The sequence below is a fragment of the Rheinheimera maricola genome (genome assembly GCF_016918075.2).
Lineage (GTDB): Bacteria > Pseudomonadota > Gammaproteobacteria > Enterobacterales > Alteromonadaceae > Alishewanella > Alishewanella maricola_A.
The window spans coordinates 91,182-117,320 of record NZ_JAERPS020000001.1; the positions used below are offsets into that span (position 1 = coordinate 91,182).

A 26,139-nucleotide genomic window follows, 5' to 3' on the forward strand; every position below is an offset into this window, starting at 1 on the left:
CAACAATAATCTTGTATGGGAGATGCTATGAAGTACCGCATTTTGGGTCTATTGCTGGCGCTTTGCACCACATCGGCTGGAGCTGTCACAGCGCCTGATTTTACATTAAAAGCGTTAGATGGTACCAACCTGAGGCTGGATGAGCAACGCGGCGATATTATGCTGATTAATTTTTGGGCCAGCTGGTGTGGTCCTTGTATTCAAGAGATGCCGGCATTGGAAAAGCTTGCGCAAAAATATCAGATGCTTGGTGTACAGGTATGGGGCATTAATGTCGAAAATGATAGCGCTGCGGCAAAGGCTTACCTGGGCAAGGTTCAGGTAAGTTTCCCCATCTTATTTGACCTGGATAACAGCGTCTCAGAAAACTATCGGGTTGAGGCTATGCCCACGACGGTTATCCTCGACAAAGACGGCGCAGTGCGCAGTGTGCACCGAGGTTACAAACCCGGTTATGAGAAAAAATATGAAGACGATATCAAAGGCTTACTACGTGAGTAAAGCTATGGGTTGTTCTGCGGTAGTGATGTTAATGCTAAGCGGTTGCGCCAGTATTGAACCGTGGGTAAAGCCTTATCAACGCGATAAACTGGCTGATCCCATTATGGCATTTGGCCGACATCCGGTAGCACTGCAACATGTGGCACACGTGCAAGACTCGCGCGAAGCAGCTAAAGGCGCGAATGGCAGCGGGGGCGGCGGCTGTGGTTGCAATTAGGCAAACACTACTATTACTGCTGACCTGCTTGGCTGCAGCGGCGCAAGCAGCGGTATTGCCACAAGACAGGGCAGACCTGATGTATCACAGCTATCAGGGCGGTGGAGTATCAATCGATGGGCCTGCGCTAATGTTGCGCAAAAAGGCAGGGCAGGCGTTATCGCTATCAGCTTATTATTATGTTGATACCGTGTCGGGTGCGTCTATTGATGTGGTGGCCACCGCATCGGCGTATACCGAGCAGCGCCGGGAAGCTCGCTTGGGTATAGACTACCTTGCTGGCAATAGCATTATTAGTGCGAATTACGCGCAAAGTGATGAAGATGATTATCAGGCAAAATCTGTGTCTTTTGCGGTTTCCCATGACACTTTTGGCGGTATGACCACGCTTAGCCTGGAAGCAGGTTTGGGCGATGATACGGTTAGCCGTAATGGTGATGAGAGCTTTAGTGCTGACGTTAAACGTTACAACTATAAGTTAGGCTGGACCCAGGTGCTGAGCAGCAGTTGGATTGCAGCAATGAATCTGCAAGTTGACTTAGACGAGGGCTTTTTAAACAACCCCTATCGCAGTGTGCGGTACCTTGATGCCAATGAACCCCGTGGCTATGGTTATCAGAGTGAGGTCTATCCTGACACCCGTAATGCGGTGGCTGTGGCGCTGGTTAATAAAGTGTATCTGCCGTATCGCGCGGCACTGAGCTTCAACTTACGCCATTATCAAGACAGCTGGGATATTCGTGCCTTAGATGCCGAGTTGGAATACGTGCATCCCCTTAGCGCTCAGTGGACACTGGAAGCCAAAGTGCGCTGGTATAGCCAAACACAGGCAAAGTTTTATAGCGATTTATTTGCTTTTGCCAGCCAGCAGAACTTTATGGCACGCGATAAAGAATTAAGCGATTTTTCCAATTGGACCTTAGGTCTCGGGGCCAGCTACGGCCTGCCTGGCTGGGCATTTTGGCCTGCGGCTAAACCGGAGGTCAATTTGCAATGGGATCATATTCGCTTTAGTTACAATAATTTTCGTGATGTCACTGCAGCTGATGCACAGACCGGGCTGGAGCCATTGTACCGGCTGGATGCCAATGTTATCAGGGCGTTTTTCAGTGTGTACTTCTAACAGGATCTTAAGATGAAAGCGTTACTTTTGTGTGCTGTTTTTTGGTTTAGCTTCAGTGTTGCAGCAGCGCCAACGCCGGCCAGTGAGCAACTTGAGCAACTAAAACAGCAAGTTATTCAGTTAAACCGAGAGCTGTTTTTGTTGGAAGAGGAGCTGCTATTCCCACCGCAGACACAACTGGCGGTGTTTTTATCAGTCGACAGTGGGCAATTTTTTCAACTCGACAGTGTAGAGCTGCTGCTCAATGATCAGCCAGTCGAAGGGCATTTGTATACGGCGCAGCAATGGCATGCTTTACAGCGCGGCGCTATTCAGCCTTTATATAAAGGCAATATTAAGGCAGGTGAACATAGTTTAACGGCAGTGTTTATTGGTAAAGGGCCGGATAAACGCGATTATCGCCGTGCAGTCAACCATCGCTTTAACAAGGCCGAAGATGCCGTGCTGCTGGAGTTGCAGATTAAAGATCGCAGCTCTGACTATCAACCAGACTTTATTGTGCAGCCATGGTCAAACGACTAGCCGCCAGCTTATTGTGGTTGCCTCTGCTGCCGATACTTGCCGCAGAGCCTGACCAACTGAGCGAGAAGCACTACCGCCAGGCTGCGTGGGCATTTTACCAGCAACAACCTGCGCTGGCGTTGGAAACGTTGCAGTTGGCACCGCAACAAGACAGTCGCACCCAACTGTTGGAAGCGGGTTTATATTTGCAGTTGGGCATGCCGGGGCACGCAGCGGAATTGCTGCAGCAGATACTAACGTTATATCGCGGTGATAATGCGCTGCCGCAGACACTAAGAAATATCGCTTTACTGCAGTTTGCCCGTTACCAGCTGGAACTGGGCGATAAAGCGCAAGCGAAATTATATCTAAGCCAGGTTGATATCTCTGCCGATAGCACTTACCTGGGGCAGCAACAGTTGCTTAGCCAACTGGTGTTTTGGCCAGATATCGCGCTGCCCGCTAAGCCAGACTTCAGTGCTTTGGCGCAACAAGCGGAAATGCCTTATATCGTTAGTAATCAGGCGTTAATTCTGGCGAAACAGCAACCTGAATTGGCATTGCAGTGGCTTAGCCAGTTACGGCAGCAGTTTTCCATTGCCACTGAGCAAGGTTTCTGGCAGCAACTGTTCAACACACCCTGGCGTAGTTTGACCAGCGCTGATGGTTTTAATTACCCGGCAGAAGAACAGCAAGCCCTGCAAGATTATCTGCTATTGATACAGGCTCAGTTGTATATCAGCCTGCAGGATTTTGCTGCTGCGGATGCTATTCTGGCCAACTTTGCCAGTGACAGTGTGCTAAGTAACAATGCGCTAGAGCTCTATAGTCATATTCTTACTGAACAACGGCACATTCCTGCGTTATTAGCGGTGTTGCAACAACAGATACTGCGACAACCATTTGGCGATACGGCATGGTATGCGGCGACACGTATTGGTGAGCAGCTAGAGCGGGCGCTGGCGAATAAAGATGCCTTGGCGGCGTATCGCTGGGCAGATAATTATTATCAGCAACAGCAGCAGCTGATCCACGAACAAGCCCGGCCTATTCAAGTGCAACAACTGAGCGACAATGCCAGCCCATGGCAGCAGCAACAGTTGAGTAACGATAACCAGCTCTACCGGCTGTCAGAAGATATTTTAGGGTTGCAGCAACAACTTAATGCTGCCCCGGTGCGGCAGCAGCGGCTTGGCCGGTTGCAGCAAACACTGCAATACAAGTTACAGCAGCAACAGCAGCTACTGCCGTCGCAGCTACCCGATTTGTCTGAACGGCAGATGCTGTTGGCTGATAAATTTGCCCTGCTGCAACAGCAGATAAGCCAGGCCCAGCAAAGCGAGCTGTCATTACTGCTGACCCAAGGAGAACCGCACCGGCAGCTCATGTTGTTACAAAATGCCGAGCAACGCCTGCAGCTTCTTATTACAGCCGCCCAGCCCCAGTCTGAGGTTTATGCCAGCAGGCTTAAGCGGTTACGCGGCATTATGCAGTGGCACTACCAGCAAAAAAGTGCGCAGCACGATTGGCAGCTGCAGCAGCAACAGCAGCTGCTTAACCAACAGCTTAACCAGCTGACACAGCGCTTGCAGCAATTACAACAGCAAGGCGGCCAGACCGAGCAGCTGTTAGTTAAACAGCAACGCCTTACGCTATTGAGCGAGCATCAACAGCAGCTAAATTTAGCCCTGCTCAGCCAACAACAACAGCTACTTGCCCAGCTCAATCAGCGTTTGCAGCAACGTCGTAATGAAGATATTGCCATGCTACAAAAGCTGCAGCGACACAACAAAGAATCTATGGCGCGAGTGATGGAGACTGTATTGGCACAAGGCTCAAGCGGAAGTAATGAGTCCGCCATTCAGCGCAGCGGGGCCGAGCTATGATGCGGCCTAAATACTCATTACTGCTGTTATCCGGCCTGCTATTGCTACCGGGTTGCAGTTATCAGCAGGCCAGCACAGCACGGCCACGACTCGCTGATTTACCTGCGTTTGACCGCAGTATATTGCAATCTGATGCGCCGGTGTCAGAGCAGCAGCTGGACCAGTTGTATCAGCAAATACTGACACTGCAGCCAGCAGCAGAAACCCGACAGAAAATCTTATACCGTTTGTCACAAATGTACACCCGACAACTGGAGCAAGCAGAGTTGCCAGCAGATCAGGAACGGGTAGCGCTGGAGCAGATGGTGAGCCGCTATCAGCAGCTACTGGTAGACTATCCACAAGACCCGAATAATGAATTGATCCGCTATCAGCTATCACGTAGTTATGACTTACTTGGGCAGCAGGATGCCTGCTTGGAGCAACTGGACATTTTGCTGCGCGACTATCCCAGCGCAACGTTCAGTAGTGAGATCTGGTTTCGCAAAGCGGATATTCACTACAGTCGTAGCGACTATCCGCTGGCACTGCCGGCCTATTTGGCGGTGCTGCAAGGCAGCGATGCCGCGCTGAAGTTACATGCCCGCTATATGGCTGGCTGGAGCTACTTTAAGCTGCAGCAATTTGAGGCGGCGGATGAGCAATTTTTGCGCGTATTAGATAATAGCTACACTGAGCTATTGGCAACGGGATCCGAACAGCCGCAACAAAGTTTACGTGATGAGGTGATGCGTACTTTAAGTATTTCCCTTAGCTATCAGCAGCAAGGCGCTAGCTTGCAAGCCTTGCTTAAGCGGGTTGATTACCCTGGTGGTGAGCGGCCATTACCCTATGTTGCACAGTTATATCAGCATCTGGCAGAGTTTCTTGTTACTAAGCAACTTTACACCGAAAGCCTGCAAAGTTATCGCTTGTTTGTCGCCGACTATGCTTACAGCCTGACTGCAGCGCAGTTTCAGCTTAAACTCATTGAGGCTTATTTACAAAATGCTGATGCGACAGCGGCGTTGGCAGAGCAGCAACAATATTTACAGTTGTTTGGCCCGGGATCAGTGTTTTGGCAACGAGCCAGCGTAGTCGAAGTGGCTGAAGTTGGCCCTTACTTACTGCAATATCTGGATTACTTCGCCCGGCAAGCCTATAACGCTGCATTAAAGCAAAAGCAGGATAGCAACAGTAATGGTATGGCCGATGCCGAGAATCAGCCCGAGTTGCTGTTTGCCACGGCTATCCCGCTGTGGCAAGACATGTTGAGCATATTGCAAGATCCGATACTGGCACAGGCGTTGCCGCAAAGCGTATTGCAACAGTACTCGCAGGCAGATCTGCGTTATTTGCTGGCAGAGTCTTATGCCGGTGCCGCACAAGAGGAGGATGCGCTGGCGTTGTACACCGAACTGGGCTACCAGGCAAATATTAGCGATGCCAGTTTGTTTACTGCACAGGATGCGGCTTACAAAGCTTTGCTGCTGAGTCAAAAAAACCTGCAGTTTGCTAATGGTGCTCAGCGCGCCTGGCAGCAGCAAACGCAGTTTGTCACCCGCCACAGTCAACATCCGGCGGCGCAGCAAGTGGCTTTACAGCAGCTACAACAACGCTATAACCAGCAAGATTATCATGCAGTACTGCAACATAGTTCAGCGGTGACAGACTGGCCGCATCCCGAGTCCAGCCAGGTCTCGCTGGAAAACGAAGCGCGATTTTTACATAGCCAAAGCGAACTGGCATTGCACGACTATGCGGCTGCCGAACGTAGTATTAATGCATTATTGTTACAGATCTTGCCAGCTGAGCGGCGAAATTTGCTGACAACCCAGCTGGCATCCAGTATTTACCAGCAAGCGCAGCAAACCAATACACCAGTTTTAGCGGTACAGGGGCATTTGCAGCGGTTACTCGATACCTTGCCTGACTCGGCCTATCATCAGGCGGCAGCATTTCAACAAATTGAGTTGGTTAGAGCGCAAGCTGATTATCCAGCGGCAATTCTGTTGTTAACCGCGTTTCTTCAGCGCTACGACAATACAGAGCGCACGGCCACGGCCAACGCTATGTTGCTTGATAGTTATGAGCAAGCCGGGCGCTGGCCAGAGGCTGCTGCCCTGTTACTAACCTTGGCAAAGCAAGGCGATGCAGAGCAACAGCGCGAGGCGCAGTATCTGGCTGCGCAGTATTATCAGCGTGCCGGCGATATCGCAACGGCACTGGATAGCTGGCGCAGTTATGCCAACCGTTATCATCAGCCGCACTTATTGGCGCAAGAAGCCAGGTTGCAACTGGTGCTGCTGTACCAACAACAACAAGATCTATACCGGCAAAATTTCTGGCGCGAAAAAATTATTGCTTTTGAACAGCAATTTGCCGAGCAGGGCAACGCCCGTAGTCAGCAGCTGGCTGCGCAGGCTGCGTTGGATCTGGGCCGTCACAACAGTCAGTTGTTTGCAAACGTGCGTTTGGCACATCCATTGGCTAAGAGCCTGCAGCAAAAACGTCAACATATGACAACAGCGATTAAGCAATTTGAGCAAAGTATGCACTATGGCATAGCTGGCTTATTAAGTGAGGCGCAGTTCCAGGTGGCTGAATTGTATCAACATATGGCCAAAGCCATCTTAGAATCTGACCGGCCAAAAACACTCGATGAGCTGGCTCTGGAAGAGTACCAGTTGTTGCTCGAAGAGCAGGCGTATCCGTTTGAAGAGCAGGCGATAGCAATTTACCAGCAAAATACCCGCTTAACGCAACAACAGCTATGGGATAGCTGGATTGAGCAAAGCTTTCAACGTTTGTCAGTATTGTTACCCGCCAAGTTTAACAAGACAGAATCTTACCGCGGGGTTGCCGATGCTGCTTATTAACCTGACACCACTTTGTCGTGTAACAAAAATGCTGTGGCTACCACTGCTGCTAGCGGTGGTGACGGCCTGTAGCCAGTTGCGTCCAGTGCCGGCGATCAATCCTGCCGTGACGACGCAGGCTGAGCCTGCAGCAAATTTGCCCCTTACCTTGGCACAGCAGCAGCAATTTGATCAGGGCCGCAGGCTGTTGCAGCAAGGCGAAGTTGACACTGCGTTAGCCTTGTTCAGCGCATTGTTTATCGACGTTCCGCAGGCCCCGGGAATCGGCTATAACCTGGCTCTGAGTCAATGGCAAAGTGGTGATGTAATGCAAGCGCAGCAAACATTGGCAAAGCTGATTCAGGCAACGCCCAATTACCTGGCGGCGCATAATTTGGCGGGTGTTCTGGCACGACAGCAAGGAGATTTTCGCCTCGCGCAGCAGCATTACCAGCAGGTGTTAAAGGTGGACGAAGGCAATGCCACTGCTCATAAAAATTTGGCATTTTTGTATGAACTGTATTTGGATAACCCTGCGCAGGCGCGCAATCATTACCAGCGTTACTACGATTTGACCCAAGACGAGCAAGCTAAAATCTGGTTGGCGTTATTACAACAACAGGAGCAAGCCGATGCACAAAACTAAGCTTATGTTAGCGGTAGGTATGCTGCATTGCCTGTCAGCCGTGGCTCAGCAAGCGGAGTCGGTGAAAATTGAAACCACGGTAAGCGGCAACCAAGAGCAGCCGAAGACCATTTATGTTTTGCCATGGCAAAGTCCGGTTAGCGTGATCCGTATTCCCGGCCAGCCGTTGCAGCCGTCCATCCCGGCGTTGTCGCCACTGGATCGTCAACAGTTTTTGCGCTTTATCGCGCTACAGCAAGCAAATAGTACGGCATATATGCCGCAGGCAACATTACCCCAAAAAGAGCAATAAGAGGATATTTTTCATGGAGTTGTTAAACGGCATAGTTCGGTTTTTACAGGAAGGTGGTGTCTTTATTTACCCCATCGCTTTTATCCTGGTGCTTGGCATCGTGATAGCGGTAGAACGTTGGTGGTTTTTGCGTTCGGTATACGGTGTAAACCAACGAGCTATGACGCAAGTGCAATCGGCTGTCGCACAGGCAGACGGTAGCCAAATCCTGCAACTGGCCAGCAACAGTGCGGCGCCCTTGCTGGCCATGCTCGCCAGTGGTGTGCAGCGTTTACGTTCTTCTGAGCGGCGCGAAGACATGGAGTACGCCATGGAAGAGGTGGTGCTGGAGTACAGTTTACGCTTGCAAAAGCGCACACCGTTTTTAGCCACCCTGGCGAACGTCGCCACGTTGTTGGGGCTGTTAGGTACTATTATGGGCTTAATTGCCGCATTTTCCGCTGTCGCGAACGCCGACCCATCCGAAAAGGCCAGTCTGCTGTCATCCAGCATTTCAGTGGCAATGAATACAACCGCTTTTGGTTTAATGACAGCTATCCCGTTGGTGTTTGTGCATGCGTTATTGCAGGGCAAAACCGCCAGCATTATCGACACTATGGAAATGGTTGGCATTAAGCTGATGAACAGTATCGCCAAAAAAGCAGATGGTGGCTCGGATGATAAAACGGCGTAAAGCAAAGCTTGCCGAGGCGGAGCTCGACATCACGTCGTTTATGAACCTGATGATCGTGTTAGTGCCGGTATTACTGCTAAGCTTGGTGTTTGCGCAAATCCGCGTGCTGAATATTCAGTTACCGCCATTAAGCGAACAGCAACTACAGCAAGAACAACAGCAACCACAGCAACTAGAGCTAGAAATTCGCCCCGATCGGTTACGGCTGAATTACCCAGCTGGTGAGCCGTTAAGAGTATTTGAGCTAACCGATCAGGGGGCTTTGGATTTTGCCGGACTTAGCCTGTACTTACAGGATTTAAAGCTGACTTTTCAGCAGAAAAGTATAGAAAAACAAGATATTACGATACTTGCGCCGGACCAGCTAGACTATCAGACGTTAGTGACGGCAATGGATACGGTGCGCTCGTTCAAAGCGGTCGTTGCAGCACAAGTGGTTGATGCCGAGTTGTTTCCGCAGATATCGTTGGGTGAGCTGCCAACAGACGAGGTGACGGAATGAAAATGTCATTTCGTGCCAAACGCTTAGAGCGTCAAAATCAGCGGTTAGCACAAGCAGGTAAGTTAAATCTGGTCGCGTTGATGGATATTTTTACCATTCTGGTGTTTTTCTTAATGGTCAATCAGTCTGAAGTTAAAGTACTGCAAAGCAATAAAGATATCAGTCTGCCACGTTCATTATCAGAACAATTGCCAACAGAAAAAGTGATGTTAACTATAACCAGCAATGGCGTGTTGGTTCAAGGCAAGCCGGTATGGCAAGGTGATTGGCAGCAAGACAGTAGCAGCTGGTTACCACAGTTGTCACAGGCATTGAGTACCGAGCTGAATTATTTGGCAAGCCGGGCGGGACCTTTATCCGAAGCGCAGCAGCCAGCTGGCCGGTCGCTGACCATTTTAGGTGACGCGGCAACACCTTATGTATTGCTGCGGCAACTGATGGCGATTTGTGCTCAGACCGAGTACCGCGATTTATCGCTGGCGGTAGAAGTGATGGCGCCGGCGGTGGTGGAGGCACCATGACGGCAATAACGATGGTTCCAGAGCGGCACTGGCAGCGTGAGGATAAACGTTTTTATCAATTGCTCTGGTTTGGCGTTGCGCTGTGGTTAGTTTTTGCGGTGTTGGTGCCGGGATTATCCGTACCAGAGCGCAGTCGGCAACTGCAGGAACAATTGCCGCCGCAATTAGCGCGCGTAATGCTGGAAGAGCGTAAAGCGCCACCACCACCAGAGCCAGAACCCTTGCCAGAGCAGGTGGTGGAGCCCGTTAAGCCGGAACCCAAGCCCGAACCTAAGGCCGAGCAGGTGCCGGCCGAACCTCAGCCGGTAATACCGGATCCACAGCAGGCCAGGCGGCAAGCTGAGCAGGCAGGTTTAATGGCGATGCGTGATGATTTAGCTGAGTTAAGGCAAAGTTTTCAGCTAAATAACACGGCGCCGAAAGTGCAAAGTAAAGGTGAAGCGCAGGCTACGCAGGTAGAGCGAAAATTGCTGCGTAATGCCGCAGAAAAAAGCTTTGCTACGGCCCAGGCCGCTGCGGTAGCCGGCGATATAGTGCGTTCAGAGCTCGCTGATACAGGCAGTACGGCACTTGCTGAGGCCGAATTAAAAGGCTTATCGGCCACGGGCCGGCCTGAAACACCAGATGACAGTGCTACCACGAGTGAGCGACGCGTCCCGGGGCGTTCCGAGGCAACAATCCGCCGGGTACTGGAGGCAAATAAAAGTAGTTTATACACACTTTATAGTCGTGCGCTGCGCGCCAACCCACTGTTAAAAGGCAAAGTGGTGTTTGATTTAGTGATTAACCCGGATGGTAGTTTGGCAGAGGTATCAATCGTTAGCAGTGAGTTACTCGACAGCAAGTTGGAAAGACAACTGATATTGCGGTTGCGCTCCATCAATTTCGGCGCCGAAACTGCAGCCCTGACCCGTTCACAGTGGACGGTGGAATTTTTACCGGGATAAACCGGAGGTATATACAATGCGTGATTTGATCATAGTTACCAGCCTGATGTTGGCTGCGCTACTACAAAGTGTGCCCGCCCAGGCCAGCGCGCTAGAGCAGGCTAAACGATTGCACGACCGGCTAGCGGGTGTGCCGGGAGATGCTGCTACGTTAAGCCAGATGCAAGCGCTGATTAACGCCGGTGACGCCAACGCTGCAGCAATGCTGGCTATGCAGCATGCCGACTTTTACCGCACGACGTTAAAGCTGTTTGCTGCGCCGGCGACTAACCGCGATTTGGATATCTTTGAGCCTTTGAACGACTATAGCGCCACTGTTATTGGCTTGGTGCGCGATGAGGTCGATTTTCGCCAATTGTTGCAAACCGACATTCTGTATGTTGGTGCCGACAGCCTGGGTTTACCGCCGTATCAGAGCAATAACAATGCTCACTACCTGGCGCTGGAGCAGCAGGCTGTCGATTTGGCGCAACATTTGGAACCGCGTGCGCAAAGTAGCTTAAATGGTATACCGGCAGAAGCCAGCGCCGGTGTGATGACCAGCCGTGCCGCAGCCAAAGCGTTTTTTTATCTTGGCACCAACCGTGCGATGTTTCGCTTTACGCTGATGAGCCAGTTATGTACCGACTTAGAGCCACTGCAAGACATCAGCCGGCCCACCGAGCGTATTCGGCAGGATGTCAGCCGCAGCCCGGGCGGCGATAGCCGTATTTTCAATAATCGCTGTGTCGGCTGCCACGCCGGTATGGACCCATTGGCTCAGGCATTCGCTTATTATGACTACCAGTTCAGCGATGCCGAAGGCGCAAATGGCCGTATCTTTTATCAGCAAAGTGGTACGCAAAACTCCACTACACAAAGTAGGGTACAACCTAAATACCATATCAATGCCGGCAGCTTTCCTTACGGTTACCGCACGGCAGATGATAGCTGGGTAAACTACTGGCGTCAGGGTCAAAATAAAGCTCTGGGCTGGGACACAAGTCTTCCCGGGCTGGGCAATGGCGCTAAAAGTCTTGGTGAAGAACTGGCAAATAGCAGTGCTTTTGCGCAATGTCAGGTAAAAAAAGTGTTTCGCACTGTCTGCCTGCGTGAGCCAGAAAATCTAACGGATGTCACCACACTGCAGCAGATAACCGATAGCTTTCAGACCGAAGGTTACAATCTGAAACAGGTGTTTGCTGACACTGCCACTTACTGTATGGGAGATTAGACGATGAAGTTATTATTACTCCCGTTACTCATTCTTGGCCTGCTACTCAGCGGTTGCGGTGGTGCAGACGTTGAGCAGAACCCACCGCCGCCGGTGCAGGAAGACAATATCAACTATACCGGGCCAGCGCCACAAACTGAAGATATTCAGCTGTTTAAGTTAACTTTGTGGGATAATGTCGCCAGTAGCAATCGTTGCGGTGCCTGCCACGTGCAGGGCAATACGGCACCTTATTTTGCTCGCAATGACGATATTAATCTGGCGTATGCCGCGGCAACGCCGCTGGTAAATTTGGCCGACCCGACACAATCTTTATTGGTGACGAAGCTGGCGGGCGGGCATAATTGCTGGCAAGCTAGTGACAGTGCTTGTGCTGATACCATGGCGCAGTGGCTGCGGAATTGGGCAAATAGTGCCGATACTGAGGCCGCCACTATTACGCTTGTTGCCCCTCCCGTGCGTGAACCTGGTGCCAGTAAAGCTTTGCCGGATGATCCTACTTTGTTCGCTGCTACGGTACACCCGCTGTTGCGACAGTATTGTGTTAACTGCCACGCGCCGGATGCAGCGCAAACTCAAGCCCCATTTTTTGCTGATAGTGATGTTGTTGCGGCCTATGATGCCAGTCGTAAATTGATTAATCTCGACTCGCCTGAGTTGTCTCGTTTTGTTGCCCGTTTGGGAGACGAATTTCATAATTGTTGGTCAGATTGTGCCGCCGACGCTGCCGAGATGCTAAGTGCAATAAGCCAAATTGCGGATAACGTCGCACTAACACCGCTTAACCCTGATCTGGTGCCATCTAAAGCGCTCCGGTTAGACGATGGGGTAGTCGCATCCAGCGGTGGCCGCTTCGAAGCTAACCAGATTGCGTTCTATCAATTTAAAACCGGCGATGGCGCTATTGCCTATGACACGTCGGGAGTTGAGCCTGCAGCAAACTTAAGCTTACAGGGCGATATTAGCTGGGTAACAGGTTGGGGGCTGCAGATTAATTCTGGCCGGGCCCAAGCCAGTACACAAAATAGCCGCAAGTTGGCGCAGTTAATTACAGCGACGGGCGAGATGAGTATTGAAGCCTGGCTGGTGCCGGCAAATGTTACCCAAGAGGGCCCGGCAGCTATTGTTAGCTATGCAGGTAGTAATACAGAACGAAATTTTACTCTTGGCCAAAGTCAGTACAATTATAACTTTTTGCTGCGCTCTGACAGTTCGGATTTTGCCGGCATACCGGCTTTAAGTACGGCCGATGCAGCTGAAGTATTACAGGCAACACAGCAGCATGTAGTGCTGACACAGGACCCGGTGAATGGCAGGCGTATCTATGTCAACGGCATTGATACTGGCGCGCGTGACACGGCCTCGGTAATTCGTAATTGGGACGATACCTATGCACTGATTGTCGGCAATGAAGCCAATGGCAATCGGCAATGGCAGGGCACTGTGCGATTATTAGCGGTGCACAATAAAGCGTTAACGGCGGCGCAAATTCAGCAGAACTACAATATTGGTGTCGGGCAGAAATTTTATCTACTGTTCGGCGTTGGCGAGCTGATTGGCCTGGCTGACAGCTATATTGTGTTTGAAGTGGCACAGTTTGATAATTATTCATACCTGTTTACTTCGCCTTACCTGATTAATCTGGCTGAACGCAGCTTGCCGCAGGCGCTAACCATTAGCGGTATGGCGCTGGGGATCAATGGTAAAGAGGCGGTAACGGGGCAGGCTTGGATAACGCAGCAATTTGAATTTGCTGCAGGTACCGACCTCAGCAGTGCAGTAACGTTATCTGATTACGGCACCATTATTGGTACCGAGCTGGGTGCTGCCAGCGACGAGTTCTTCTTGTCTTTTGGTCGTATAGGCGAGTTTGAGCACGTTCGTACCGATAGTGCCGTGCCAGTACAGCAAATTATTGCCAGTAATAGCCAAAGTAGTGATATTGGTCTGAGAACCTTTGCTGAAATTCATGCCAGTATGAGCGCGCTGACCGGCGTGTCGCAGCAACAACCTGCTGTTACTGCGGTATATCAGACGATTCAACGTCAATTACCGTCGGCCGACAATATTGATACCTTTGTCTCGGCACAACAAATGGCAATTACGCAACTGGGTATTGCCTATTGCAATGCTGCAATTGACGATACGGCACTGCGTCAGACCTGGTTTACCCAAGTCGATTTTTCAGCATCACCTGCTATTACATATAGCAGCGCCAACCGCTCTAAATTTATCACGCCGCTACTTGATCGCTTCATGCCACTGGCACCAGCAACTTCAGCATTACGTGTTGATGTTACCAACGAGCTGGATGGCCTGATAGACCGGCTAAGTAATTGTGGCGGCAGCTGCAGTAATGATCGCAGCCTAACCATTGCCAAAGCAGCTTGCACCGCCGTGCTGGCCAGCGCTGAACTGCTAGTGCAGTAGGAGAAATATCATGAAACGCAAAGCAGCTTTGCACCCTGATAGCCCGTTGTTTCACCCTTGCCACAGCAAACCTGTGAGCCGGCGTGACTTTATTGCCTACGGCATGAGTTATGGCGCAGCCGTGCTAACCAGCGGTTCTGTTTTGGGCCTGTTTGCCAACCCGGGTAAAGCCTACGCTGATTTATCACCCGATTTGGAAGCGCTGAAGCAATTATGCGGTATTAACGTGCAGGGCGCGGGTAAAATTCCGTTTATCTGTTTTGATTTAGCCGGTGGTGCCAATATTGCTGGTTCAAATGTACTGGTAGGCGGCGCGGGTGGCCAACGTGATTTTCTTTCAGTACAAGGCTACAGCAAACTGGGATTACCCGCTGATATGGTACCCACAGCGGTAAATGCGGCTAATCCGGCCGGTGGTTTTATTAACGACCAATTGGGGTTGGCGTTTCACAGCGACTCGCAAATGCTGGCCGGTATTCTGGAACGCACCAGTATGGCCACCCAGGCAATGACCAATGGTGCGGTAATACCGTCACGCTCAGAAAACGATACTGGTAATAACCCACATAACCCAATGTATGCTATTGCCAAAGCCGGCGCCAGCGGCTCGTTAATGCCACTTATAGGCTCCCGTAATTCTGACTCTGGTGCCAACTCTATGGCACCGATAGAGTTTTATAACGCTGAGCTTAGGCCCACCAAAATTGACCGGCCTAGCGATGTAACCGGCTTGGTGGATGTGGGCGATCTGTTTGGCTTACTCAGCCAGAGCGATGCGGTAGCGGTGATGGAGTCGGTGCAACGGATAAGTGATAGTAAGCTGGGCCGCGTTAACACTAATATTAATCGTGACGCGGTGATTAAAGATCTGCTGCGTTGTGGTTATGTAAAAAGTGCTGATCTGGCCGATCGGTTTGGTAACCCAGCGACACTGGACCCGGCCGCTGATCCTGACATCGTTGGCGCGAGCGGTATTTTCAGTACGGCGGAATTTAACGGCGATGCCGAATTTCGCAAAACCGCATCAGTAATGAAACTGGTGGTAAATGGCTTTGCCGGAGCCGGCTCCATCACCATTGGCGGCTATGATTATCACACTGGCGAACGCGGTACCGGTGAGCTAAGAGACTTAAGAGCGGGCCGCTGTATCGGTGCTTGTATGGAGTATGCTGCCCGCATGAACCAGCCGCTAATGATTTATGTCTATAGTGATGGTTCGGTAGCCAGCAACGGCCGTATCGACGATTCTGAGTTCGGCCGCGGTAAGGGCGAATGGACCGGTGATAACTCCTCCACGGCGGCTTCATTTATGTTGGTATACAGTCCAAATGGCCGGCCGTCATTACTGGGGGGCAGCCCGGAACAGCAAGCCCGGCATCAACAAATTGGTTTTATGCGTGCCGATGCATCAGTAGAAACCGGCTCTTCTATGGCCGCAAACAATGTCAATTTGCTGGTGCAAACGGTATTAGTCAATTATCTGGCACTGCATGGTGAACAAGGTAGGTTAGAGCAGATAGCACCGTTTCATGGGCTTGGTAATGCCGCTAGCCTGGATCGGCTAACCGCTTTCGCCCCGATTATCTAACATGTTGCTAATTTAAATGCTGGCCTGTGACATAAATTGGTTCTGTCACAGGCAAGTTTGTTAAGTCAGGTATATAGTTGAATCAATATTTGCGGGCTGAAGAACAAGCGCTATGAAACATTTGTTGCTCACTTTATGTTGTCTTTACCTGAGTATGCCAGCCTATAGCTGCGTGTTACGCATGGGCATTGAAACCAGCTTCGCACCTTATATTTTGCAGCAAAACGATAGTTGGAGTGGCTTGAACGTAGAGCTGCTGCAACGATTAGCCAAGGAAATTGATTGCGAACTCGAATTTATTCACAGCCCATGGTTGCGTGCATTAAAGCTTATTGAGCAAGGTGAGTTGGATGTATTGAGCCATCTTAGCTACAACCATGAGCGCAGTGAGCAGTTTGCCTTTATTGGCCCGCATCAGCAGGAAATTATCTATCTGGTAGGCGTACCGCAGGCGTTTCCCGGGCTAACGGAACTGGCTAAGTTGAAACAAGCCGGTACAGCCGGAGTTATTGCACTGCTCAACGGTGCTTATTATGGTGATGAACTGGATAGTATTTTAAATGATGCAAAGAATCGCACCCGTTTTGTGTTTATCCGTGGCAATGAAGACAAGCAAGCCTTGTTGCTAAATGGCAGGGTGCATGGTGTGTTGGAAGATATCGCGGCTTACCACTATTGGAAAAAGCGGGCTAGCTTGCCAACCGCCGATTACCTGCCGTTATTTGAAGTATATCAAAGCCCGGTATATTTCGGCTTTAACCGTAAAACCCTCAGCACACAGCAGTTGCAGCAGTTAGCATCAGCATGGCAACGATTATATGATAACGGCAGCTTTGACAGCATAGTGCAGCGTTATCAGCTAGCTGAATATCAGTTCAGCTTACCTTTGCCGGCGTCAGTATTGCCGGTATTATGACAACACTCAGCACACTTATAACCGTGGTGCGGGTTGCAGCTCAGCGTAGTTATCAATCTGGTACTTTTTATAAATAGCGGCAAGTTCACCTTGCAGGTAGAGCCGTTGCCAGGTATCTACCAATATCTGCAGGCGCTCGGTTGACAATGATGTTTTGCTAAAACCGAAATATACCGGGCTTTGATACACTTTAATTAACGGTTGGTATCGCTCTGCATCGGGATAACTGTGTTGTTGCCAGTAGCGCAATACACTGACATCTTCCAAAATTGCATTCACTCGGCCTGCACGTAGCAGCGCCAGTTTATCTTGAATACTACTTATGCTAACCAACTGGCGAGAAAACGCTTTTTGCTCAGTTAATCGTTGAAACTCTTCGCCATAATAGCCGCCATGCAAGGTAGCAATACTACCAAAGTCAATCTCGCTGGCTAATTGTTGCAACTCAGCGGCGGCAGGCAGCCGCGTTGGATCGCCCACCAGATAGATGCTTTCAATATGATGTGGACCAATAAACGCAAAATGTGCTTTGCGCTGTTCACTAAACGACAAATGGCTCAGTATATCCAGTTCGCCATGCTCACTCATTTGCAACGAACGCAACCAAGGGCTATTGATAAACACCAGCTGACAATTCACTTCGCGGGCCAAACGTTGCATTAATTCAACACTCAGGCCGGACCATTGCTCCTGCTGCTTAATCAGGTGCGGTGGAAAATCTGTTTCTGCCGCCATGCGCAGGGTACAGGCGGGGGGCTCAACTGCATTAGCCAGGCTGGTAAAAGCTAGCAGTAATAGTACTACTGAAAAAGGCATAGCGTTTAAAGCTCCCTACACAATTAAATGCGTAACACTGTAATTTACAGCACAACCGCCAAAATTGTACAGTTAGAATATTACTGCGTTAAACCGCTGGAAAAATGCATCTTGTGATTGGCATCAATAAATATAGCTTCATAGCCTTCAATGCGCTCGATCAATTCCATACCCTGCTGTAATCCAAGCACGAATAGGGTAGTTGAAAGTGCATCGGTTTTTGTTGTGTCGGCCCCTATAACTGACACACTTAACATGCCCAAGGCGCTGTTGCCCGTTTTGGGATCCAAAATATGATGATAGCGCACACCGTCTTCAATAAAATAACGTTCATAATCGCCAGAGGTGCTAATAGCGCTATCTTGTAACGGTATTTGTGCGGCATATTTGTGTTCCTGCCGTGGGTGTTTAATGGCAACCAGCCAGGGTTTACCGAATTTGTCGCCTAGCAGCCGGCTGTCACCGCCTGCGCTTAGCTGCGCATGCGCTACGCCGTTGGCAGCAAGTAACGCTATACCGCGTTCGACAGCATAACCTTTGGCAATGCCGCCTAAGTCAATTTTAACACCTGCTTGGCTATACCTAACCTTATTACCTTGTAGTAATTCAATACTTTGATAATTCACTAACTGACGTGCGCGTTGCAGTAAGGAGGCATCAGGCTTTTTTCTGGCCCGATAATCGTAGTAAAAACCAACCGAGGCAAAGGTAACATCAAAAGCGCCATTACTTAGCAACGAAATATGTTTAGCTTGTTGCAACAGCTGATACATTTCTACTGACACCGGAACAGCTTGTTGCGCCGCTAATCTATTTAATATGCTTAGCTCGCTGCTGTCGATATAAGGGCTCATCAGCTGATTAATGCGCTCAAATTCGGCTTTTACCTCAGTAATCAGCTGCTGCGCCTTTGCTTCATCCTCGTCCCAGAGTTCAATATAAGCTTGGGTTCCCAGTGTCTGAAATGCCTGACGATGCCATTGAGCCGCAGCATTGCTGCACACAATACCACTAATAAGTAAATAAAGTGTAGCAAACAACGTGGATCGGATTAGGTGCATGAAAAAAGCCAAATGCGTTTCGCGAATACAGCTATTGTTACAGAGCTGATTAACTTACTCAATGTTTGCGCTCAAAACGTGCAGCACAACAATGAGGTTTCAGGATGAAAACGCCCGGCGTTTATATTGTAGAAAAAAGTGCTTTTCCCAATGCTGTTGTCGAAGTAGCAACGGCTGTACCGGCTTTTGTTGGCTATACAGAAAGAGCGTTAAATGGTACTACATCACTAACTAACCGGCCAGTGCGCATCAACGCTATGTCGGAGTTTCAACATTTGTTTGGCATGGCGCCAATACCGTTATTTGACGTGTCACAAGTCAGGCTAACGCCGAACAACAGTGTTGTTGCTGATGGCAAATACTATTCGCTGACTCAGCTCAGTGGAAAGTATCTGCTGTATTATGCCATGCAGTTGTTTTATCAAAATGGCGGCGGCGTGTGCTATATCGTATCGGTTGGCAGCTACGCTGATGCTGTTGACGGCGAAAAGCTAATGGCGGGTACCGAGGTGCTTACCAGAGAGCAGGAGCCGACCTTGCTGCTGATCCCCGACGCGGTATTGCTAGGCGAAGCTGAATGCATTGCTGTGCAACAGGCGGCACTGGCGCATTGCGGTGGCAAGATGCGCAATCGGGTGGCTATTTTAGATGTCTGGCAGGGCAATAAACCACGGCAACCCCCTGATGGCGATTGCATTGACAATTTCCGTGGCAAGCTGGGCACTGATTATCTGGATTTTGCTAGCGCTTATTATCCGTGGCTAAACACCAGCATAGTGCAGCAGAGCAGTCTGAACTATCAGCATTTGGCGCCGGTTGCGTTGTTGCAACAATTGCTAAAACAACAGCTAAACCTGCCCGATGAGTTACCTTCGCTGCATACCACAGCCAGCGCTGCTGACAAACTGGCGCAATTTAAATTGCAGCAGCAACTCGATGTTATTAGCCAGCTAAGCGCAGACTGGCGCACGCTTGACAGTGCAGAGCGCATGGCCAAACAACAGCTGTTACATCAAAGCTTGCAAGCTATCAGCCCGCTTTACAACCAGCTACTTAGCCAAATGTGCGCGATGTTAAATTTACTGCCGCCGGCAGCGGCGATGGCGGGTATTTATACTCTGGTAGATAACACTCACGGCGTATGGAAGGCACCGGCCAATGTCAGTTTAAGTGCAGTGGTAGCTCCTGCAGTAAACATTACCCACGACGAGCAGGAAGACTTAAACGTTGGTCCACAAGGTATATCAGTCAATGCTATTCGCAGCTTTGTCGGCAAGGGCGTATTGGTATGGGGTGCCCGCACGCTAGACGGTAACAGCCTGGACTGGCGCTATATCAATGTTCGGCGCACCATGATCATGCTGGAAGAGTCTATCCGGCTTGCTACCAAGGCCTATGTGTTTGAAAGCAACACCGCCAGCACCTGGGTGACTCTTAAAAGTATGATTAGCCATTTTCTTACCGGCATTTGGCAGCGCGGTGGCTTAGCGGGCGCCTCAGCAGAAGATGCCTTTAGTGTTAGAGTAGGCTTGGGTGAAACCATGACCCCAGACGATATTCTCAACGGTATTTTGCGCGTTACGGTGTTAGTAGCGCTTACCCGGCCGGCCGAGTTTATGCTAATCACACTTGAGCAGCAGATGCAGAAATCCTGATCCACAGGTCACCAATTGGCTTAGCAAGGAGCAAAAAATGGCGGATGACACTTCAACCCAAGCTACTGCAGTATGGCCCATAGCTAAGTTTTACTTTCAGGTGCAATGGGATTCACAAGTTATGTGCTTTCAGGAAGTATCGGGCCTGGATGTCGAGACACAAGATATAGATTACCGTGCTGGCGCGCCAAGTAATGATAGTAGTCCGACGTTTTCAGCCATCAAGATGCCGGGGCTTAAAAAGCAAAGCAATGTAACTATGAAAAAAGGGCTGTTTAAATTAGATAACAGGTTCTGGGACTGGTTTAACCAAATCAAGCTCAACACCACAAAGCGCCTGCCCATTACCATCAGTTTGCTGGACGAGGCGGGCGGTACCACCATGGTATGGACATTAAGCCATGCCTGGCCCACCAAGATCACCGCAACCAATCTGGACTCAGATGGCAATGAGGTCGCGATAGAGAGCATTGAAATTGCGCATGAAGGTATCAGCATGGATACCCCGTGACAGGAAAAGCACTGCGGTGCAGCTTGACGGCGATGGTAATACCCCCCGCTTTTAAAGCCCCCAAACCGACCGAAAACAAATCAGATTGTATACGGTCAACACCAGAGAAATTCTTACATCACAGGCCTGGGATAATACTGAGATGCTACAAAAAACGAGTTTTTACACAGCCTGAGCGATCAGCGGACGTTAACCCTCGCAGGACAGGCCGAACCACGCGCAGCGGTTTTAGGTCCAGGCCACGAAGTGGCCGATTGTGACTGCGTTAGTTATGCATTTAGTTCTTCTGGGGTCAGTTATTAAGCCAGCTAGGGTAGCGTTGGTTGATAAGGTCGATAAACTGCCATATTGGCATGCCAAGTTTTCTAGGAAAATCACCTTCAAAGTAATGCTTAATATCGGCTTCAATTTCAATTTCACTTTCATCTTTACCGCTAACATCATACAAGCTTGATTCATTTGAAATAAAGAATGGCTGATTTTCGGGATCTGGCTCTACAATGTTTACCAATAGCTGCACTTCCCGGCTCCGCGTCTCTGTTGTCGATAGTAAGCAATTCTCAAAAGTTATACGAAGTATCTTGATTGCGTGTTGAGTTTTAAGCTTCTACTGAGTTAATAAGCTTGTTTGACATTCGGTTGTTAACTTTTACAAGTTTGAAATGTATTAAAAAGCTGTTGTTGAGAATGCCACCAATTGCATGCTGTTCCTATTTTATGTAAATCCATGAGGGCTTATGAAAAAGTTTTTGATTCTATTGGTTCTTTTAATCACCGCAGGCCAAGCAAGAGCTGAATTGGATACCAACCTAGGGTTGGGAACTGAGTATGATGTTAAAGATAAAATACTTATCCAAACGCGTGACGGTGCTGAGATTTCCGCAATTGTAGTGAAGAAAAAAGGAAATAGTTTGCCGCTTCCTACAATTTTTCAATTCACTATATACGTCCGGGACGATAAAAATGGAAGAGATATTAATAGTTTAAAAAAAGCAGTTGATAATGGATATGTTGGTGTGATTGCCTATTCTAGGGGGAAACGTCATAGTTCAGACAATGTATTTCCTTATGAGACTGATGGAAAGGATGCGTACGATGTAATCAATTGGATCAGCAAACAGACATGGAGCAATGGAAAAGTTGGTATGTATGGTGGTAGCTACAATGGATTTACTCAGTGGGCAGCAACCAAACAACTAAACCCATCTTTGAAGACAATCGTACCTTATGTAGCTAATAGGCCAGGCATGGGGTTGCCTATGGAAAGCAACATCTTTATAAATCCTAATTATGAATGGGCTTTTTATGTCACCAACAACAAAAGACTAGACAACGTCGTTGGCAATGATCGAGCTCGATTTCGTAAAATGCAAAATATTTGGTGGGAAACAGGCCGCCCTTATCGAGAACTGGATGAAATAGATGGTCAGCCAAATAAGTTTTTTCAAAAATGGTTGTTGCACCCTAGCTATGATGAGTATTGGCAGTCAATGGTGCCATATAAAGAAGAATTCGCGAATATAGATATTCCTGTGTTATCTGTGGATGGTTATTATAATGATTCACAAGTGTCTGGGCTCTACTATCTTAGACAACACCTTAAGTATAATCCTAATGCTCAACATTATTTAATTATTGGTCCATATGACCATTTCGGTGCTCAGCGTGGTGGTCAATCTAACATGCGAGGGTTGGCAATTGATGATAACGCATTAATAGACTTGAATAAAATTACTTATGAGTGGTTTGACTACATTCTGAAAGAAGGTGTGAAACCTAGTTTTTTGAAGGACAAAGTAAATTATTATGTGATGGGCGAAAATGTATGGCGTAGCGCACCAACTATAGAATCAATGAGTAATTCAACTCTTCAGTTATTTTTAACTGAAAAAGAAGATTTTGTTAGTAAATTTTACAAATTGGATTCTAGAAGGCCGGCTAAGGAAGACTACCTGCAGCAAGAGGTTGACTTTTCAGATCGTAAAATTTCAAATAACGATTATTATCCAGACCCTATTATACGAGACCAGATAGATACTGAAAATGGGTATGTATTTGTTAGTGACACTTTTAATAATGAAACGATTGTAAATGGTTCCTTTAGCGGTGAGCTTGTAGTAAGTATCAATAAGAAAGATGTTGATCTTGGCATTACGTTATATGAGTTATTACCTAATGGGAAGTATTTTCATCTATCCTACAATATTTTTCGCGCTAGCTATTCGAACGATCCTAGTAAAAGGAATTTGCTTACCCCAGGTAAAAAGGAAAAACTAAAATTTTACGACTCTCGCTTAATTAGCAGGAAAATGGAGAAAGGTAGTCGTTTAGTTGTATATGTAAATGTCAATAAGAACCCTTTTTCTCAAATTAATTATGGCACAGGAACCGACGTAAGCGATGAAAGTATTAACGATGCTGAAGAAGAGCTTATAATAAATTGGTACAACGAGAGTTTCATTAACGTTCCAGTTTTAAAAAAAAGTGTCAAGAATTTAAATGGATAGAAATGACCTTTCCCCCAAATTTAAAACCATGACATCGATGAGATTTCCAAAAAAATGGAGCCAATGGAGATCTCAAAATGAAAAAGCGTTACACCGAAGAGCAAATTATCAAAGCTATCAAGCAGCATGAAGCAGGGGCAAAGGTCGACGACATTTGCCGTGACATGGGCGTTTCTGTTGGCACGTTCTACAACTGGCGTAGCAAGTATGCCGGACTTGAAGTGAACGAGGCCAGGCGGCTGAAGGAGCTTGAAGTCGAAAATAATAAGCTTAAAAAGGTGTTGGCTGACAAGATGCTGGAAGTCGAAGCCATGAAGGATGTGCTGTCAAGAAAGTGGTGACGCCAGCGGCAAGGAAACCTGTTGCTCAATATCTGATTGACGCATTTCGCCTGAGTGAGCGGGTGGTCTGTAAGCTGGCGGGGCTAAGCCGAACGGCATTTCGCTATAAACCTGAGACAAGTACAGATAGCAGGGTAATACACCCATTTTTAATTGACGCTAAAAGTAGAAGGTTGCGTTATTAAAGCCTGTTTGTATTTCGGTGGTATGCCACCAATTGCCTTGTTTGGTCGTTCATTATTGTAAAACCAAAGCCATTCTGTCGCATGATCTTGCACTTCGGCAATACTGCTGAATAAATATTGGTTTAGCCATTCGTAGCGAACGGTGCGGTTATACCGCTCCACATAAGCATTTTGCTGTGGGTTGCCAGGCTGGATAAACTTCAGTTCTACATCATGTTTTTCGGCCCACTCAGCCAGTAAAGCACTGATATATTCCGGGCCATTGTCGCTACGTATTTGCTTGGGTTTGCCACGCCATTCAATAACTTGATTGAGCGTGCGGACAACGCGTTCAGCCGGTAGCGAGAAGTCGACCTCAATCGCCAGACCTTCACGGTTAAAATCATCAATGATATTGAGCAGCCTGAAGCTGCGGCCATCTTCAAGCTGGTCATGCATAAAATCCATAGACCAACACTGGTTCATTGCATCAGGCACAGCTAGTGCATCAGGTTTATCCCGTTTTAAGCGTTTCTTCGGCTTTATGCGCAGATTAAGTTCCAGCTCCCGATAAATCCTCAACACCCGTTTATGGTTCCAGCTAAAGCGTTTCACGTTGCGTAAAAAGTAAAAACACATACCAAAGCCCCAACTGCGGTGCGTTGTCGTTAGCCGAAGCAGCCAGTCAGCAATTAGCGCGTTCTCGTCACTTAGTTTGGCCTGATAGCGATAACAGGTTTCGCTAAGCCCAAACAAGGCACACGCTAACTTGATGGCAATGGAATGGTTTTGCACCGCCTTTTGCGCCAACTCCCGTCGGCGCGACGGCTTTACCACTTTTTTTCGATGGCCTCTTTGAGGATTTCAGCTTTTAGCCGCTCTTCGGCATACATCTTTTTAAGCCGGGCATTTTCGGTTTCCAGCTCTTTCAATCTAGCCATCATGGACGCATCCATGCCGCCAAACTTGGCGCGCCATTTATAGAAGGTAGCCGAACTCATACCATGCTCACGGCACAGCTCTGGCACAGGTGCGCCGGCTTCGGCTTGTTTTAAGATTGCCAGGATTTGGCTGTCACTAAATTTTGATGTTTTCATGCAGAATCTCCTGCGTTTATGTTACGAGAAAATTCTACTTTTGACGTCAGTTATTTTTAGGGTGTATTACCGCAGCCTCAGAAAGCAGCCTCAGAAAGCGCTTAAAGGCGCTGGCAACGCAATACCCGCGCTATGGCTATCTGATGCTACATGGCTTACTACGGGGCGAAGGCTGGGTTAAAAATCGTAAACGCACGTATCGGCTTTACACCGAAGAAGGCTTACAGGTTCGGACGAAGAAACGCAAAAAATTGACCCGGCCGCGACAGCCGATTGATTTACCAGCAAGGCCATGTTCTTCTGGAGTAAAGAAACAGGTGTCACATTAGGCTTTATTCAGCCGGGTAAACCAACACAGAATGCGTTTGTCGAAAGCCTAAATGATAAAATCAATTTACGGCAACAATAAATCAGAGAACGTTTTATCACGGTTGTTGAAATAGTTAAGATCAACTTCTTTTTCCACCCCGGGAAGCGTTGATTGCTCTGTCCATTGCCAAAAGTGCCAATCCAGCCATCCTTTTGGACTGACGGGTTTTTCCACTCCATACTCCGCAATCCACAATGGATACTGGCCAAACTTGTCAGTCATATTCTTGTTCCAGAAGGTGCGGCCGGTGTAAATGATCGGTTTTTTACCGTAATGCGCTGTCAAAATATTAACAAATACCTGAAGTTTGTCTGCCACATCAGGGGCGGTGTTTTTGCCCAGTAACTCGATGTCTACTGCAGGTACCAAATCTCCACTGCTTAGATTGACAGTATCGATAAAAAACTGCGCTTGTTTCTCTGGCGGATCTTCGGTGACATAAAAATGATAGGCGCCACGCACAATGCCTGTTTTTTCAGCATTCTGCCAGTGCGAATCAAAGTTAGGGTCTTTGTCATCCATGCCTTCAGTGGCTTTGATAAAGACAAAACGCATTCCCGCTTTAGATAGCTTTTGCCAATCCACTTCGCCGTTATGGTGCGACAGATCAAGCCCGTGGTACTCAATATTTTTGCTATCGTCTGCTGTAGCGCCAACCTGAACCGACGTAAAAAACAGTACAACGAAAACGCTAAGCACAAAGGCTATTTTTTTCATATTACCCTTAAGAATGATATCTGGCATCCAAAGCAACCTCGTTTTAATTTAGCCAAGCTTTACCCTTTAATCTGGCATTTCGCACAATACCAAACTTTGTAAACACT

The 26,139-nt window shown here is 48.5% G+C and carries 24 protein-coding genes and 2 pseudogenes; 21 read left to right on the forward strand and 5 right to left on the reverse strand.

What is annotated here, in order from left to right; genetic code table 11:
* Positions 1-27: 27 nt before the first annotated feature.
* The 16 genes from I4W93_RS00440 to I4W93_RS00515 all read left to right on the forward strand — a co-directional run bounded on the left by I4W93_RS00440 (position 28) and on the right by I4W93_RS00515 (position 16,793).
* On the forward strand, positions 28-501 hold the full coding sequence (locus I4W93_RS00440; protein ID WP_205312493.1) for a TlpA family protein disulfide reductase: 474 nt from the start codon (positions 28-30) through the stop codon (positions 499-501).
* Entirely contained in the window at positions 494-718 is a 225-nt protein-coding gene (locus I4W93_RS00445; RefSeq protein ID WP_224673188.1) for a DUF4266 domain-containing protein, read from the forward strand. Before I4W93_RS00440 ends, I4W93_RS00445 begins: the two co-directional genes overlap by 8 nt.
* A complete protein-coding gene (locus tag I4W93_RS00450) occupies positions 705-1,841 on the forward strand; it encodes a DUF3570 domain-containing protein (RefSeq protein ID WP_224673190.1) in 1,137 nt (378 codons plus the stop codon). The genes I4W93_RS00445 and I4W93_RS00450 overlap by 14 nt, the downstream gene beginning before the upstream one ends.
* Before the next feature lie 12 nt (positions 1,842-1,853).
* Positions 1,854-2,363 carry an AraC family transcriptional regulator gene (locus I4W93_RS00455; protein ID WP_205312491.1) on the forward strand — a complete coding sequence of 170 codons (510 nt, stop codon included), beginning with the start codon at positions 1,854-1,856 and terminating at the stop codon, positions 2,361-2,363.
* Positions 2,348-4,228, forward strand: a complete 1,881-nt coding sequence (locus I4W93_RS00460; RefSeq protein WP_205312490.1) for a hypothetical protein — start codon at positions 2,348-2,350, stop codon at positions 4,226-4,228. Before I4W93_RS00455 ends, I4W93_RS00460 begins: the two co-directional genes overlap by 16 nt.
* The gene (locus I4W93_RS00465; RefSeq protein WP_205312489.1) at positions 4,225-7,086 is read left to right on the forward strand and encodes a tetratricopeptide repeat protein; all 2,862 of its coding nucleotides are present in this window, start codon (positions 4,225-4,227) and stop codon (positions 7,084-7,086) included. The genes I4W93_RS00460 and I4W93_RS00465 overlap by 4 nt, the downstream gene beginning before the upstream one ends.
* On the forward strand, positions 7,073-7,711 hold the full coding sequence (locus tag I4W93_RS00470; protein ID WP_205312488.1) for a tetratricopeptide repeat protein: 639 nt from the start codon (positions 7,073-7,075) through the stop codon (positions 7,709-7,711). The genes I4W93_RS00465 and I4W93_RS00470 overlap by 14 nt, the downstream gene beginning before the upstream one ends.
* On the forward strand, positions 7,698-8,003 hold the full coding sequence (locus I4W93_RS00475) for a hypothetical protein (protein ID WP_205312487.1): 306 nt from the start codon (positions 7,698-7,700) through the stop codon (positions 8,001-8,003). The genes I4W93_RS00470 and I4W93_RS00475 overlap by 14 nt, the downstream gene beginning before the upstream one ends.
* A 13-nt stretch (positions 8,004-8,016) precedes the next feature.
* Complete coding sequence (locus I4W93_RS00480; protein ID WP_205312486.1) at positions 8,017-8,676, forward strand: MotA/TolQ/ExbB proton channel family protein; 660 nt, start codon at positions 8,017-8,019, stop codon at positions 8,674-8,676.
* The gene (locus I4W93_RS00485) at positions 8,660-9,178 is read left to right on the forward strand and encodes a biopolymer transporter ExbD (RefSeq protein ID WP_205312485.1); all 519 of its coding nucleotides are present in this window, start codon (positions 8,660-8,662) and stop codon (positions 9,176-9,178) included. Before I4W93_RS00480 ends, I4W93_RS00485 begins: the two co-directional genes overlap by 17 nt.
* A complete protein-coding gene (locus I4W93_RS00490) occupies positions 9,175-9,699 on the forward strand; it encodes an ExbD/TolR family protein (RefSeq protein ID WP_205312484.1) in 525 nt (174 codons plus the stop codon). The genes I4W93_RS00485 and I4W93_RS00490 overlap by 4 nt, the downstream gene beginning before the upstream one ends.
* Positions 9,696-10,646 (forward strand): AgmX/PglI C-terminal domain-containing protein, encoded by a 951-nt coding sequence (locus I4W93_RS00495; RefSeq protein WP_224673192.1) that lies wholly within the window; start codon positions 9,696-9,698, stop codon positions 10,644-10,646. The genes I4W93_RS00490 and I4W93_RS00495 overlap by 4 nt, the downstream gene beginning before the upstream one ends.
* 16 nt (positions 10,647-10,662) lie before the next feature.
* A complete protein-coding gene (locus tag I4W93_RS00500; protein WP_205312483.1) occupies positions 10,663-11,859 on the forward strand; it encodes a hypothetical protein in 1,197 nt (398 codons plus the stop codon).
* Positions 11,860-11,862: 3 nt separating this feature from the next.
* Positions 11,863-14,289 (forward strand): LamG domain-containing protein, encoded by a 2,427-nt coding sequence (locus tag I4W93_RS00505; RefSeq protein WP_205312482.1) that lies wholly within the window; start codon positions 11,863-11,865, stop codon positions 14,287-14,289.
* Between the two features lie 10 nt (positions 14,290-14,299).
* Positions 14,300-15,877 carry a general secretion pathway protein GspF gene (locus I4W93_RS00510; protein WP_205312481.1) on the forward strand — a complete coding sequence of 526 codons (1,578 nt, stop codon included), beginning with the start codon at positions 14,300-14,302 and terminating at the stop codon, positions 15,875-15,877.
* A 112-nt stretch (positions 15,878-15,989) separates the two neighbouring features.
* On the forward strand, positions 15,990-16,793 hold the full coding sequence (locus I4W93_RS00515) for a substrate-binding periplasmic protein (RefSeq protein ID WP_205312480.1): 804 nt from the start codon (positions 15,990-15,992) through the stop codon (positions 16,791-16,793).
* A gap of 15 nt (positions 16,794-16,808) precedes the next feature.
* Here the strand turns inward: I4W93_RS00515 and I4W93_RS00520 are convergent, their stop codons facing one another.
* Together I4W93_RS00520 and I4W93_RS00525 are read right to left on the reverse strand one after the other, a co-directional pair.
* Positions 16,809-17,609 carry a substrate-binding periplasmic protein gene (locus I4W93_RS00520; RefSeq protein ID WP_205312479.1) on the reverse strand — a complete coding sequence of 267 codons (801 nt, stop codon included), beginning with the start codon at positions 17,607-17,609 and terminating at the stop codon, positions 16,809-16,811.
* A gap of 80 nt (positions 17,610-17,689) precedes the next feature.
* Positions 17,690-18,670, reverse strand: a complete 981-nt coding sequence (locus tag I4W93_RS00525) for an FAD:protein FMN transferase (protein ID WP_224673194.1) — start codon at positions 18,668-18,670, stop codon at positions 17,690-17,692.
* Positions 18,671-18,774: 104 nt separating this feature from the next.
* On the opposite strand from I4W93_RS00525, the gene I4W93_RS00530 reads away from it, so the two are divergent.
* Both I4W93_RS00530 and I4W93_RS00535 read left to right on the forward strand, forming a co-directional pair.
* Entirely contained in the window at positions 18,775-20,325 is a 1,551-nt protein-coding gene (locus I4W93_RS00530) for a phage tail sheath family protein (RefSeq protein WP_205312478.1), read from the forward strand.
* A 37-nt stretch (positions 20,326-20,362) separates the two neighbouring features.
* A complete protein-coding gene (locus I4W93_RS00535) occupies positions 20,363-20,836 on the forward strand; it encodes a phage tail protein (protein ID WP_205312477.1) in 474 nt (157 codons plus the stop codon).
* A 292-nt stretch (positions 20,837-21,128) separates the two neighbouring features.
* On the opposite strand, the gene I4W93_RS00540 is transcribed toward I4W93_RS00535, so the two are convergent.
* Positions 21,129-21,356, reverse strand: coding sequence for a hypothetical protein (locus tag I4W93_RS00540; RefSeq protein WP_205312476.1), 228 nt, complete (start codon positions 21,354-21,356; stop codon positions 21,129-21,131).
* Between the two features lie 217 nt (positions 21,357-21,573).
* Between I4W93_RS00540 and I4W93_RS00545 the strand changes: the two genes are divergently transcribed.
* Both I4W93_RS00545 and I4W93_RS00550 read left to right on the forward strand, forming a co-directional pair.
* The gene (locus I4W93_RS00545) at positions 21,574-23,343 is read left to right on the forward strand and encodes a CocE/NonD family hydrolase (protein ID WP_205312475.1); all 1,770 of its coding nucleotides are present in this window, start codon (positions 21,574-21,576) and stop codon (positions 23,341-23,343) included.
* Positions 23,344-23,420: 77 nt separating this feature from the next.
* Positions 23,421-23,821 (forward strand): annotated as a pseudogene (locus I4W93_RS00550) (transposase); the annotation flags it as partial.
* A 12-nt stretch (positions 23,822-23,833) separates the two neighbouring features.
* On the opposite strand, the gene I4W93_RS00555 reads toward I4W93_RS00550, so the two are convergent.
* A protein-coding gene (locus I4W93_RS00555; RefSeq protein WP_205312474.1) for an IS3 family transposase occupies positions 23,834-24,945 on the reverse strand; the annotation gives its coding sequence in 2 pieces (ribosomal slippage) (positions 23,834-24,684 and positions 24,684-24,945; 1,113 coding nt in all).
* 98 nt (positions 24,946-25,043) lie between these two features.
* On the opposite strand from I4W93_RS00555, the pseudogene I4W93_RS00560 reads away from it, so the two are divergent.
* A pseudogene (locus I4W93_RS00560) lies at positions 25,044-25,333 on the forward strand (IS3 family transposase); the annotation flags it as partial.
* 6 nt (positions 25,334-25,339) lie between these two features.
* On the opposite strand, the gene I4W93_RS00565 reads toward I4W93_RS00560, so the two are convergent.
* Positions 25,340-26,059, reverse strand: coding sequence for a glycoside hydrolase family 25 protein (locus I4W93_RS00565; RefSeq protein WP_205312473.1), 720 nt, complete (start codon positions 26,057-26,059; stop codon positions 25,340-25,342).
* Positions 26,060-26,139 lie beyond the last annotated feature (80 nt).

What these genes read in the sequence shown, in the direction of transcription:
- I4W93_RS00510 (WP_205312481.1), top strand. Translation starts at nt 14,300, where the DNA reads ATGAAACGCAAAGCAGCTTTGCACCCTGATAGCCCGTTGTTTCACCCT.
- I4W93_RS00515 (WP_205312480.1), top strand. Translation starts at nt 15,990, where the DNA reads ATGAAACATTTGTTGCTCACTTTATGTTGTCTTTACCTGAGTATGCCA.
- I4W93_RS00490 (WP_205312484.1), top strand. Translation starts at nt 9,175, where the DNA reads ATGAAAATGTCATTTCGTGCCAAACGCTTAGAGCGTCAAAATCAGCGG.
- I4W93_RS00530 (WP_205312478.1), top strand. Translation starts at nt 18,775, where the DNA reads ATGAAAACGCCCGGCGTTTATATTGTAGAAAAAAGTGCTTTTCCCAAT.
- I4W93_RS00475 (WP_205312487.1), top strand. Translation starts at nt 7,698, where the DNA reads ATGCACAAAACTAAGCTTATGTTAGCGGTAGGTATGCTGCATTGCCTG.
- I4W93_RS00455 (WP_205312491.1), top strand. Translation starts at nt 1,854, where the DNA reads ATGAAAGCGTTACTTTTGTGTGCTGTTTTTTGGTTTAGCTTCAGTGTT.
- I4W93_RS00480 (WP_205312486.1), top strand. Translation starts at nt 8,017, where the DNA reads ATGGAGTTGTTAAACGGCATAGTTCGGTTTTTACAGGAAGGTGGTGTC.
- I4W93_RS00470 (WP_205312488.1), top strand. Translation starts at nt 7,073, where the DNA reads ATGCTGCTTATTAACCTGACACCACTTTGTCGTGTAACAAAAATGCTG.
- I4W93_RS00535 (WP_205312477.1), top strand. Translation starts at nt 20,363, where the DNA reads ATGGCGGATGACACTTCAACCCAAGCTACTGCAGTATGGCCCATAGCT.
- I4W93_RS00565 (WP_205312473.1), bottom strand. Translation starts at nt 26,059, where the DNA reads ATGCCAGATATCATTCTTAAGGGTAATATGAAAAAAATAGCCTTTGTG.
- I4W93_RS00485 (WP_205312485.1), top strand. Translation starts at nt 8,660, where the DNA reads ATGATAAAACGGCGTAAAGCAAAGCTTGCCGAGGCGGAGCTCGACATC.
- I4W93_RS00495 (WP_224673192.1), top strand. Translation starts at nt 9,696, where the DNA reads ATGACGGCAATAACGATGGTTCCAGAGCGGCACTGGCAGCGTGAGGAT.
- I4W93_RS00465 (WP_205312489.1), top strand. Translation starts at nt 4,225, where the DNA reads ATGATGCGGCCTAAATACTCATTACTGCTGTTATCCGGCCTGCTATTG.
- I4W93_RS00520 (WP_205312479.1), bottom strand. Translation starts at nt 17,609, where the DNA reads ATGCCTTTTTCAGTAGTACTATTACTGCTAGCTTTTACCAGCCTGGCT.
- I4W93_RS00505 (WP_205312482.1), top strand. Translation starts at nt 11,863, where the DNA reads ATGAAGTTATTATTACTCCCGTTACTCATTCTTGGCCTGCTACTCAGC.
- I4W93_RS00525 (WP_224673194.1), bottom strand. Translation starts at nt 18,670, where the DNA reads ATGCACCTAATCCGATCCACGTTGTTTGCTACACTTTATTTACTTATT.
- I4W93_RS00440 (WP_205312493.1), top strand. Translation starts at nt 28, where the DNA reads ATGAAGTACCGCATTTTGGGTCTATTGCTGGCGCTTTGCACCACATCG.
- I4W93_RS00460 (WP_205312490.1), top strand. Translation starts at nt 2,348, where the DNA reads ATGGTCAAACGACTAGCCGCCAGCTTATTGTGGTTGCCTCTGCTGCCG.
- I4W93_RS00500 (WP_205312483.1), top strand. Translation starts at nt 10,663, where the DNA reads ATGCGTGATTTGATCATAGTTACCAGCCTGATGTTGGCTGCGCTACTA.
- I4W93_RS00545 (WP_205312475.1), top strand. Translation starts at nt 21,574, where the DNA reads ATGAAAAAGTTTTTGATTCTATTGGTTCTTTTAATCACCGCAGGCCAA.